The organism is Gardnerella bivia (assembly GCF_049262715.1).
Taxonomy (GTDB): Bacteria; Actinomycetota; Actinomycetes; order Actinomycetales; family Bifidobacteriaceae; genus Bifidobacterium; species Bifidobacterium vaginale_A.
Genome location: NZ_CP058399.1, coordinates 614,566 through 627,871, shown reverse-complemented (window position 1 = coordinate 627,871; position 13,306 = coordinate 614,566). Strand labels below are relative to the sequence as shown.

Here is a 13,306-nt window from a genome sequence, read left to right as displayed (position 1 = left end):
CATAAATAAACACGAATAAACACAAATAAATAACGTGCAAAAAGACTCACAAATAAAATCACAACCTAAAACGCAAAACTTGCGAAAAATCAACTCAAAAATCGCGTGAGAGATTAAAATTCTAGCGTCATAGTCGAAATTTACGTATACGCCTCGAGATATACTTAAACGCCTAGTTTTAAGCACTAAGATACTCTTGCGAACGCAATAACTTATGTACGCAAGGCTCACAGCAGCACTGTAAAACTTGAAAAGCAAACGATAGCAGATTGATACCAACTAGAACGGACCAAAATGTCTACGTACTCCTCACAAATTAGCGAAGAACAAGACAATGTGAATCGCGCTTACGCACGTCTTGACGATTTACGCAAAGATGCACGCACTCGACTTGACGCAATACGCGCAGCAGGATCTCACGGTTCACCTACTCAGCGCACAGAACGTGATTCTTTTGCAACAATGTATGAAGATCGCCTAATGCAATTGAGAGCAGTAGAAGATCGCCTTGTTTTTGGACGCATTGACAACAATTCAGGAGCTCGTCATTATATCGGTCGCATTGGTTTACTAGATAAAAATTTAGATTCGCTTTTAACAGACTGGCGCGCAGAAGCAGCAAGACCATTTTATGAAGCAACTCCTTCACACCACGCAGACATAGTAATGCGCCGTCATATTACACTTCGCTTTCGCGATGTTATTGGCATTGAAGATGAAGTTCTTGACGTTGATTCAGATGAAGTAAGCAACGCGTCTGCTCAAGGAACGCTAACAGGCGAAGGCGCGCTACTCGCTTCACTTGGCTCTAGAAGAACTGGCAAGATGACGGATATTGTTGCAACAATTCAAGCAGAGCAAGATCGCATTATTCGAGCACCACTAAATCGTCCTATTGTTGTTCAAGGCGGACCAGGAACCGGCAAAACAGCCGTAGCTTTACATAGAGCAGCATACTTGCTTTACACACATAGAAGAAAACTTGAAAACTCAGGAGTACTAGTTGTTGGACCTAGCAGCGCATTCTTGCGTTATATCGATCAAGTCTTACCTTCTTTAGGTGAAACTGGCGTTGTAAGCAGAACAATAGCAAACTTGATTCCTGGAATTGAAGCAACAGCTGAAGATAGTCCACAAGTCGCTAAACTTAAAGGCATGTTCCGAATGCACCTAGCTATTTCGAATGCTATCGAAGCTAGAATTCGCGTTCCAAAAGATCTTCCTACTGTTCGCATAAACGGTTTTGCAATACCGCTAAAGAAAGAAGATATTTTACAAGCACAATCGGATGCTAAAAGCGCTCATCAGCCGCATAATATCGCTCGCAATACGTTTGTAAAATCAGTGCTTAGCGCTTTGAAAAATCGTTATATAGAGCAGCTAGATTACAATCCTGAAAATTCTGAGCTTGATGACGTTATTTCTCAATTGCGTTTAGACGACAAAATCCGCATAACTCTTAATTTAGCTTGGTTGCCAATGAACGGAACTTGGCTTATTGATCAATTATTCTCTAAAGGCGAACAATTACGCGCATTCGCTCCATGGCTTTCTGACGAGCAAGTTAAATCTTTGATTAGACCTAAAGGTAGTCCTATTACAAAATCGGATATTCCTCTTCTAGACGAAGCTATGGAATTGCTTGGACCAGATCCTAAAACAGATAATCGCAACCTAGCTCAGCAAGCTCAAAGAGAATCTGAACGTCAAATTGCATCAGATACTTTAGCTCAAGCTGGGATTGGAAATGGTCTTGTAACTACGGATATGCTTCTTGACAATCTGAATGGATGCGATTCAAGCATGGCTGCAGCGCGCGCGGCAACAGATCGCGAGTGGACTTATGGGCATATTGTTGTAGACGAAGCTCAAGAATTAACTCCAATGGAATGGCGGATGCTTGTACGCAGATGCCCTTCGCGATCATTTACGATTGTTGGAGATGTTGCTCAAACATCTGCTCTTGGCGGAACTCATCGCTGGAATGCGAGTATGAATCCTGTTTTTGGAAAAGATAATTGGGATTTGTACGAGTTGACTATAAATTATCGCAATCCACGCGAAATTTCTGAAGCTGCAGGAGATTTAGCGATTAAATCCGGATTATATATTTCAACTGTTAGCGCAGTTCGTTCTGTTTCTGGATCTTTAGTGATGCAAAATTATGATAATGATTCAGATTTGAATACTTCTCTTGCTAAATATTGCGTTGACTTGTTCCATGAATTTGTATCTGAAGATGGCACTGGTCGCGTAACGATTATTACACCTAAATCAATGCTTAAAAGCACGCAAGAGGTTGTTTACAATGCTCTTAAACAAAATATTTCAAGCGAGCAATGGGAACAGCTTAAAAGGCAGATTTCTGAAAACTATGGCGATGCTCAAGTTAGCGTGTGTAGCGCTGAAGATGTAAAAGGCTTGGAATATGACGCTGTTGTGTTAATTAAGCCTGAGTTGATTGAGAATGAAGCTTGCTCACGCTTGAGCGCTGCTGCAGATGTGTATGTTGCTATGACTAGACCAACTCAAAGGCTGGTTGTTTTACGGTAGTGCTCTAGCTGGCTTTTACGTGTTGTTCTAGCTGTCTTTAGTGGGGATCTGGCTGGTTTTAATGTGTGGCTCTGGATGGTTTAGACGTGTGACTCTGGATGGTTTAGACATGTGACTCTAGCTGGCTTAGATTTCTCTGCAGATTTTATTTACTTTTCTCAAACTGAATTAAAACCGAATTAAAACCGAATTAAAAATCCCTAGCAGCCTTTCGGAAGCTAGGGATTTCGTTTAACTATGCGTTTTTATGATTTAACGCTTGCTATGCTTGCGTCTAGTAGACACAATTCCTATTCCCATAGCAGCAAACAATGCGCTGAAGCTTGCAAAGAACGTTGCATTTAAGCCAGTATTTGGCAACTTTCCATTAGCATTATTTTGGGAAGAAGAATTAGCATAATCTTGCAATGCTGCTTTAGCGTCACGCAATGCTTTCAAAGCTGCATCAACTTGAGCCTGAGTTGCATTAGGATCAGCTAACACGCGCTGAGCATTAGCAAGAGCCTTCTTGTACGCCTTAGATGCAGCTGAATCAGCATGAGCGTTTGCTTTAGCAGAAGCATCGCCAGAATTGTTGACTTCTTTTTGCAATTCAGATTTATCTACAGCTGAACTATCGTAAATTCCGCCAACTCCATAGTAAGAAATTATGCGATTCTTAGCATCTTGCAATGCTTTCAAAGCTGCATCAACTTGAGCCTGAGTTGCATTAGGATCGTTAAGAACCTTCTTAGCCTCCTCAAGCGCCTTCTTGTACGCGTCAAGGTCATCTTTTCTTCCAATCATGAAAGCGACTGACTTCTTGAAATCTGAATCCTTGCCAGTTTCTGATTCTAGAGCAGACTTATTGGTCTTGTAGCTTTCAGTAATCTTGTTCTTAGCGGCTTTCAAGGCATCTAGAGCAGCGTCAACTTCCTTCTGAGTTGGAATGCTAGTTTCACCTTGCTTTGGCTTGCCATTCTCATCGAACTTATTAAGTAAAGTCCTAGCCTTCTTCAACGCTTCCTTATAAGCAGTGACGTCAGCATTTTCCTTGCCACCTTCACCCTTCTTAGCATCAGCGTTCTTGAACTCGGCGGAATCCTCAAACTTTGTATCCGTTGAAGGTGTTGTCGATGAGCCTGGAGTGGAGTTTTCATCCTTCGACTTCGCAGCCTCAGTCTTCAAATCGTTGACTTTGGTCTTGTAGTTAGCAAGAATCTTTTCCTTAATCTTCTTCAGCGTCTGAAGAGCATCGTCAACTTCCTTTTGGGATGGGAGCTGATCCTTTGGAACGTCAACTTCTTGACCATCAGCATTCTTGACCTTGCCATCGTTCTTGTCGATGAGTTCCTTAGCCTTTGCTAAAGCTTTCTCATACGCTACCAGGTCATCAGGCTTATTGCCATCCTTAGTCATGTCTTTAAGGTTTGCAAACTCGGTTGTGTTCTCAAAAGTAGGATTCTTAGCTACGCCCTTATCGTCCTTATCATCGGCTTCCTTCTGCAAGTCATCGACTTTGGTCTTGAAGTTGTCGTCAATGTCTTTCTTAGCTTTCTTCAAGGCATCAAGAGCATCATCAACCTGCTTCTGCGTTGGCTTTGAAGCTGGATCAGCGTTTGGATCAGGGTTATTCACCTTGTTGAGGAGTTCCTGTGCAGCCTTGAGCTTGTCGGCGTATTCCTTGAGCTTCTTAGTTGCAGAAGTATCCTTCTTGGCATCCTCTTCAGATTCTGTCTTCGCCTTTTCGAGCGCGTTCTTGTACGCAACCGATGCTTCAAACGGAGGAACAACTGGATTGCCGTCTTGGTCCTTATCGCCTACTTCACGTTCAAGCTTAATTGCATCAGTCTTGTACTTCTTAGCAATATTGTCTTGAGCGTCTTTCAGCTGTTTAAGCAGAGCGTTTACTTCTTTTTGGGTTGCCTTAGCCTTCCAAGTATCGTCATTAAGTTTGTCGGCAACTTTCTTGAGAACATTGTCAAAGCCTGTGCCTTGCCCAGCTTCACCTAAGGCTTGTGTAGCACCTTGGTCACCAGCATCCTTCTTAGCAACAGCATTTAGATACTCAGGAGTCTTCTTGAAATCGCCACCTGCAAAATCTTTAGCAGAAGTCAACGGCTCAAGATTGGTCTTGTAGTTGTCAGTAATCTGCTTCTTAGCTGCTTTAAGAGCATCCAGCGCTTCGTTAATTTGTTGCTGAGTTGGACGTTCGCTGTTCTTCTTGCCTTGATCTGCTGCAGCCTTTACAAGATCGTGAGCTTTCTTGAGGGCTTTCTGATAAGCAGCAACGTCAGCATTTGTTTGACCATCGCTTGTCTTAGCTTTAGCGTTCTTGAACTCTGGAGTGTTCTCGAAGTCATTTTCACCAACGGTTTGTGCACCTTCTGCAGTAGACTTCTTCGCTTCCTCGTCAAGCTTAGTGGTATCAGTCTTGTAGTTGTCCTCAAGCTTCTTGCGCGCAGCATCGAGATTATTAAGTGCAGCGTCAATATCTGCTTGCGTTGGCTTTGCGTCTTGTGGCGTATTTGCATCATCATGCTTCTTCAAAAGCTCCTGAGCTTTTGTCAAAGCTTCATCATACGCCTTTTTGTCTGCAGCAGCCTGAGTGTTCTTCTGTTCATCCGGCTTGCCATCAGCAGTTAAGAAGTGAGGATCAGACGCATTGCGATACGCATCAGAAGTTTGTGTGCCTTCTGTAGGTGCAGCGCCATCTGTAGAGCCGTGCTTCTTTACGCTTTCCTTGAGCTTGGCGGTGTCGGTGTTGTACTTGTTAAGCTCTGCACGAGCTTTGTCAAGCTTATCCTTAGCGTCATTTACTTGCTTCTGAGTTGCAGAAGGATTCTTGAGCAAGTCTTTAGCTTCATTAAGGGCTTTACCGTAGTCATCTACAGCCTTTTTAGCTGCATCATTCTTGGTTTTGTTGGCAGTCGTGCCGTCTGCTTGTTTATAGTCAGGGTGCGAAGCATTCTTAAACGCAGGGTTTTGATGCGTGACTGCATCCTCGTTAATCGACTTAAGCAAATCGTCAGTCTTGGTTGCGAACTTGTTCAACTCAGCAGCTGCTTCATTCATTTCCTTAAGGATTGCATCAATATCCCTATCAAGTGGCTCACCTTGCGCATGTGCCTGAATATTCTTCAGGTAGTCTTTGTCATCAAGGTTGCCGTCCTTCTCAGGGGTATTCGTATCAGGAATATCCTTACCATTTGCTTGATCCTTAGGCATCTGTTTATTAAGCGCCTGGTGTAGCTTCTCTACAGCTTTGTCATACCTAGTCTTAGCAGCCTTTGCCTCTACACTTGCATCATCTGCAGATGCATTCTTATACGCTGGGCTGTTTTGTATTGCGAGGTCATTAAATACAGCTGCCGAAAGCCTGCTGGTGTTAGTTGCATACTTGTCAATAACAGTACGAGCTTTTTCAAGAGCTGTCTTGGCTTCATTAATCAATCTTTGATCTGGAGCAGTTCCACCATTCTTAGCTTCTTCTAGCTTTTGCTTAAGCTCCTTGGCTTTTTGATAAGCATCGTTGTAATCTTTGAACGCTTTCTTGGCGTCATTATCACCTGCTTGCGCCTTATCAAAAGCGTTAAAGTATGCAGGCATCAGGTAACCGCTAAAGTTATCCGCAAGCACTTTCGTAAGTTCATCAGCGTTACTTGCATATTTTTCATGCAATACTTTTTCAGCAGCTTCAAGCTTCTTTTTAGCATCGTCAACTTCAGCCTGAGTTGCTTTATCGTTCTTAAGAACCTTGCGCGCATTATCTAACGCGTTGTTATAGTTGTCAACAGCGGTTTTAGCAGCTTGTTTTTCTTGATCGTTTGCGCCGCTAGTCTGCTTGTCAAAGGCATTCTTGTAGAAAGTGCTCTTTTTGCCGTTTGGCTTGTCCGGCTCAGGATTATCAAAGGTGAGCTTTTCAGCAGTTATAAGCTGCGACTTATCTGTTGCTTTAGCGTCAAGAGCCTTCTTAGCTTTTTCGAGAGCTGCAATCGCCTCGTTCACTTCCTTTTGAGAAGCGTTTGGATCTGCTAAAAGATCGTTTGCTTTCTTTACAGCTTCATCGTATGCATTGCGTTCTTCTTTAGTTGCGTTTTGATATGCTGGGTCGGCGTTAGTCAGCGTTTGAGCACCTTGAGCGTCCTTACCATTCTTTACCTTGCCATGCTCAGCAATAGCAGCATTAAGCTTGTCTTTATTAGTGCTAAATTCGTTAAGCGCTTGACGAGCTTTATCCAGATTGGCCTTAGCATCGTCAACAGCCTTTTGCGTGGCGTTGTCGTCTGCCTTTACCTTATTGGCTTCTTCGAGCGCCTTATCATATGCTTCTTTGGCTTTCTTAGCATCCTCATTTTTCTTGGTATCGGCATTGCCACTTGCATCCTTAAAATCGGGATTAGTGACGTTCTTATACTTATCACTAGCCTTTGTGCCAGTTGTAGCTTGTTGACCTTCAGCAGGCGTGCCATCGTCAGCTATCGACTGATCCAGTCCGTCTTTAATGGTCTTAGCACCATCAAGCTCGGCGCGTGCCTTATCCAGCTTAATAGTTGCATTATCAACTTCAGCTTTAAGCTGTTCAGATAACTTATCGTCTGTGGTAGTTCCAACTTTTGCAAGTGTTTGCTGAGCAACCTTTAACGCATCGTCATACGCAGCTTTCTTAGCTTCCGATGCGTTGTAATACGCAGAATCAGTTGGAATATCCTTGCCTTCAATATTAGTGGTCTTGTGCTCGAGAACCGACTTCTTCAAATCATTCGTCTTGTGATTCGTTTGTGGAACAAAAATAACGTTAATTGCTTTTGCTGTATTGCCAGGATTGCGACCTTGCTCCAGATAAACATCCTTATAGTACGTCATTCCATACGGCTCAACAAACAGACGCGCCTTGAAAACTTTGTTCTGCTTAGCAGCAACAATTACAGAACCAGCTTCTGGATCCCATGTATACGAACCAGCTTCCGATAAATTATCGCCGAGTTTTTCGCCAGAATTAGAAACTTTCTGAACTACCTGCCAATAAGCACCGCTCATATTGCCAAGCGTAAGCTCGCCCGTTGGCTCGCCATTTTGCAACGCATAGTGCATGTGCGACTTGCGCGCGTTATTCCCTGTACCTTCATAGGTAAGCTGCTCGCCGCCTGTAAGCTCGCGCAAACCAGCTTGCTTGTCTTTTGGCGTAGCCTTCAGCAAACCAAGAATCTTATTTGTATCAAACTCTTCTGCTTTAGTTGGATCGTAACGGTAGATGATAGTGGTCTTCTTATCATTACTCCAAGAAATACCTTCATCGGTATCGCGACCATCAATCTTATTACTCTTCCAAGTAACTTCGTAATCTGTGCGAATATTTGGAAGCTTTGTAAGCTTGCTCTCTTTTACATTAGATGTAAACTCGGCAACTGATTTGTCAGTTTTAATCTTAACTGTAATCTTGTTTTCTGCCTGACCATTAGAGATGCCTATATTTTCATGACCAACGGTAGTATCACCCGTAACATACTCAAGCGTAATTTGATCTTTGCTAGTAAGACCAAGCTCTTTATTTTCTTTGTTAGCGTCAAGAATAGCCTGCTTGATTCGGTCAATCTCGGCTTTTGAATATCCAAGTGGGTTAGACACAAAGACCGCTTTATCGTTTGCAGGAACAGAAATATCCTTTTCTGCAAACTTCTTCAACACAAGGTTGCGCAAAGGAATCTTAGGAGCGTCCTTTTCATCAACACCAGTGAAGTTGATAGCAACAGTGCCGTCATTGTTAATTACAACACTGTCTTCTGGCACGTGATTAAGGCGCGAAAGCTTCTTTTTAATATCGGTTTTCACCTCGTCAGACACCTTGGACGGGTCAGTTTCCTCAACAACTGGCTTTTGGATACGCGTATCGTAGCGCGCAACAGTAAGCGGTAAATCATCAGAGGTATAACCAGTGTCGGTTATGAGATGAGTTTTAAGGGTTTGTACTGTAGTTATATAAGTTGTTTCAGCAGCACCCTGTTTAGATGTTGTTCTATTAAAGCGAGTAAGCTCAGTTGGAAGATACGCACGCTGATTGTTAATAATTACCTTGTTTTCAGGGTCATCTGGCGTGTTGGTAAACGTTTTGGCTTCAACATTTCTCACACCCACGCCTTTAGATTTACTTGCGACTGTAATTTGCTCGCGAATTGATTGCTTACCGGTAGCTTCTGTAGGAGCATCTAAAGCAGCCTTGAGCTTATCTTGAATTTGTTTTTCAGTAAGCGCTTCATTATACTTCAGCACAATTGAGCCAGCTGTTTTAGGTGGAACAAGTGTTGCTGCACGCACAATATTCGTCTTATACAGCAGAACTTCCTTCCCGTCTTTCATGCCATACACATAGATGCAGCGGTTTGCAGCATAACCAACAGCCGGCATATTGTTGTTTCTATAAAGAGAAGTCATGGTAAGCGTAGCTGAGCCATCATCGTGTGGCTGAAAGTCATATGTACCCGAATATGGCTGATGCTCATCAGAAGCAGAATAATACTCAAGGTACCTTCTACTCTTAGTATTATCAACAGTATTACCATCAGATGGGAAAATAGCTACCTTAGTAATGGTGCTGCCATCTGTTGGTTTTGCAAATTTAAAGGTTACTGCTTGGTTTTGCCCCTTTTCAATGTACACATTGTCAGAAGATCCCCATGCATACAAATTAGGGAGCGTATCTTTTGTTTCCTGTGAAATCGTTATCTCACTGTTGACTTTTGGAGCAGGTGCAGGCGTAGCTGAACGATCCGAATAAGTTGGAGTATTTCCATTAACACCATCTCTATTAACTTCAGCACCATCGCTGCCGGCACCATTAGCATCAGCACCAGAATCACTTTGAGTATTATCAAGATTCGATTGAATGTTTTGATCGTTACCACTTTGCGCAACACTACTAACAGCTACAGCCGGAGTAGTTCCTAATGCAAGAGCAGCGCCTGCAATTACGCCAGCAGCACTCGCTGTGAACGAAGCAACTTTGCGAGCGTCAACAGCATGTGCAATCGCGTTATTTATGCTTGAATCCAACTTTACTTTGCGCGCATGTTTACTAGACTTTGTACCCATTTTCTCCTTCTTTCGTATCATCAATTAGTTCGAAGTTATGCAATTCTTAGAAATGATTTTTAGAATGCAAAATCATATGCGCACAAATGTTTTCTACTCTCTGCTACGTAAATTTAAACTTACGTAACTAAAAAGTTCACAACAACACATTGCACACAGCAACCGCATTCTTAATCATGCTCTGTTACTAATTTTTACGTATTTCCTTTTTCCAAAACATGGCACAACTGCGTCTTTGCATCAACTTTCAAACGCGCCAAAACAAAACTAGCGCACGAAACTTAACGCATCAGCGATGTTCCGCCGTAAGTTCAATAGCGTGCAACCAAAGTAGTATGGCTACAGCAACACTGTTAAGTCATTATAACATTTTAAAAAATTTTTTAAAGGCAAATAACATATGTTTAGACAAAAAAGCCTTGATGCCCCCCCCCCCAGGGCATATTTTTCAACGATTTTTAAAAATATTATTTATTTGTGAATGTTTTGAAATGCGATATTTTTCACAACTTTTCACCAGTCAATCTAAACATTTGTTATAGTACAAATGTTGATTTCAATAATACAAATTCGCAAAACATAAACCAACCGAGCACCAAACACCACTTAAACCAACCAAGCACAAGACGCCGATTCACCATACGCCAACCAAGCCAGACAGCCAGAACTCATCACACAAAAAACAAACTCATCCAACCAATCACCAACCAACCACCAACCACCACACACAGTAAACCACACAAACTCACTCACTAGAACGTAACAAAATCTCCTCAAGCGCATGCTTCACAGACACAGGCAAAGTACAACGCCATTGCGCCCACTTAACTACAGAAGGTTGCACGCAAGCATGAGCATTCACCATATCAACACTGTTACGCTGTTCAATCATCTGCTCTTCGCTTTCATATTCAAGAGCAGAAAGCGCGCTCAAAGCACTCGCACTACCACAAGACTCACGAATAGCATCAAAAGCCATCTCTTTACCTCGATAAGGCACTTGAGCTTGCAAAAGCAAACGATAAGAATCCCCAACTTTAGGATCTTGTGCAATAAACAAACCTCCATCCACAATCACTCGCACACGCTTGCAAACAGGCACATTACGCACAGAAACAGTAAGACTTAACGTAGATTCTTCGCCTTCATATGAAACTTTCACAGCGCTAGATTCAAGCTGAAACTCTCCACGAGAATCGCCCAGCAAAACGCGAACGCGCGAAAAATCAGGGCACGCAACGCCCCTAAATACAACGCTCCAATTACGCTCAGACGGCAGAGATGACACAACACTGTCACAACCTTTTACAGCATCAATCACAAATTGCGTAGAAGAATTTTCATCTCTGAAAACAAATTTCATCTTCGTGTCGGCAGTTTTCCCAGCGCGCGCGTCTTCAAAGCGACCATTATCTTCGCGCATCACAAACTCGCCGTTACCTCCAGGGAACGCCAGCACTCGCAAAGATTTCGGATTTTCAATACTATTAACAGACTTCGAAACATCACAATCGCGAGCGCATTCTTCGATGCTTGGCAAAACTTGCATCGGTATAATCGCTCCAGCTTTAGCAAATACAGGTACTCTATCAATCGCTCGCCAAGCTTCAAATCTGCGACCACCAAGAGAACGAGATACATAGCGCCGCCCGTCAAAGAAATCATACCAATCTCCTTCAGGAAGCCACACTCCAGCACACCCTTTAGTAGTAGCATCGTCATTTTTAGAAACTATAGGCGAAACTATAAGCTCACTTCCAAAACGATATTCTTGCGGCATCTCGTAAGCAGCTCCAACTTCTGGAGATTGCCAATACATTGGCTCTACTATTGGCATATTCTCAAATGACGCTCGATAATTCATCGTATATAAATAAGGTAGCAAAGATGCTCTTAATCTAAGCATTTTAACCATTGCGTCACGAGTTTCACGCGGAAAATTCCAAGGCTCTTTGCCAGCAAAAGGAGAACAACTTGAGTGAAGACGGTTAATAGGACTAAAAGCTCCAAGAGCATACCATCGCGCTTCCAACTCGTTATCTCGCACACCAAGCATATGACCACCAATATCGTGACTCCACCAGCCATAACCAATATTTGACGCAGTAGATGTGAAATATGCTTGAAAAGCAAGCGACTTCCAGGTTGTTACAGTATCTCCAGAGAATCCAACCGGGTATCGATGTGAGCCTGGGCCTGCGTATCGCGAGAATGTAAGCGGCCAGCCACCATCACGAGCCAAATCCTCATAATGCATGTGATTAAGCATCCAAAGTGGATCTAATCCACGTTCACGCGTAACTCCGCCCTGCTGCCAATCAATCCACCAGAATTTAACGCCTTCGTCTTCCATGCGATGATGCATATTGAAATACGCTTCAACAAATCGCGGATTTGTTAAGTCAAATTCAACAGCTTTACCACTAGCTGGATCAATACCCATATCGCGCGCGACTTGCGGATAATCCTTTTCAAAAGCGCGAATGCCATCTCTAGGATGCAAATTTAAAGTAGACGCTAATCCTTCGTTCGCGAGTTTTTTCAAGAAAGATTTATGATCTGGGAAAAGTTGATTATTCCACGTATAGCCAGTCCATCCAGATCCATACTTTGGATCAACGTCTGTAACATGCCAATCCATATCTATAACTGCTGTGCTAAAAGGTATTCCTTCATGCTTGAATTTGCTCATAAGATTTTCATAATCAGATTGCGAATACCTGCAATATCTACTCCACCAATTGCCAAGTGCAAACCTCGGCAACAGTGGCTGAGAGCCTGTAAGCTTATAAAAATCGCGGATTGCATCAATGTAGTTGTGACCATAGCCAAAAAAGTACAAGTCGTGATAACGCTTACTTTTAGAAGATAATTCTTTAGATACATCAGAAACATCAGATTCTTCAAACGCATCAGACGAATCAGACACACAACCAGACGCATCAGATTTACTAGATCCACTAGATTCACTAAAACGCGGCTTAACCCACGCTCCATAAGGATTTGTATTACCATTTACTTCGTCTGATTGCACAATAACACAAGATTTTGAATCATCTAACACAGCCCAACCATCTCGTGAAATAACGCCATCGTCGAGTTTTACAGCGCCATCTGCCTCATCTAAAGTACGAGCTGTTCCTAAAAGATTTCCAGGATTATCATCGCCATAATGCCAAGTATTAAATTGCGAGCACGGCACGCCGCGCACAACTACACTCAACCCTTCTTTAGTAAAAGATTTGCGATTATAGCTTAAAAGCAGCTTGTCTGTTTCAACTTCAAGCCAGCCATTTTCGTTTTCGCGCACAGAAAACTTTGGCTGCACAGAACTATCACTATAAAAATCACGACATACAACCATTTGAGTAGGAGAGTCAACAAAATAACCGTCATCACTCCACTCAAGACGTAGCATAGAATCAGTTATTACAGTAATCCTCCAGCAATCACCTTTGATAACCTGCTTAGGATTAGCTTTCACACTAGGATTATTTACAAAATCAGCAAAAATTCGTGATTTGTTTTTATGCACTATTCTTTCCTTCCCCCACACAAAGCTATTCTATTAAAAAAGTAGGTTATAAAACAAAACTAAATACGCGAATACGAAACGAATAAAAGCAAATACACAGAGATCTAAACATAAAAAGCATGTTCGAATCTCTGTGTATTACATATAGTT

3 protein-coding genes are annotated in these 13,306 nt (G+C 42.5%); 1 reads left to right on the top strand and 2 read right to left on the bottom strand.

The annotated features are described in order from the left end of the window. The first annotated feature begins 294 nt into the window (after positions 1–294). Entirely contained in the window at positions 295–2,553 is a 2,259-nt protein-coding gene (locus tag HXT27_RS02670; RefSeq protein ID WP_103042771.1) for a HelD family protein, read from the top strand. 252 nt (positions 2,554–2,805) lie between these two features. On the opposite strand, the gene HXT27_RS02665 is transcribed toward HXT27_RS02670, so the two are convergent. Both HXT27_RS02665 and HXT27_RS02660 read right to left on the bottom strand, forming a co-directional pair. Next, a complete protein-coding gene (locus HXT27_RS02665; protein WP_103042770.1) occupies positions 2,806–9,621 on the bottom strand; it encodes an FIVAR domain-containing protein in 6,816 nt (2,271 codons plus the stop codon). 745 nt (positions 9,622–10,366) lie between these two features. Next, entirely contained in the window at positions 10,367–13,156 is a 2,790-nt protein-coding gene (locus HXT27_RS02660) for a glycoside hydrolase family 31 protein (protein WP_233186079.1), read from the bottom strand. Positions 13,157–13,306 lie beyond the last annotated feature (150 nt).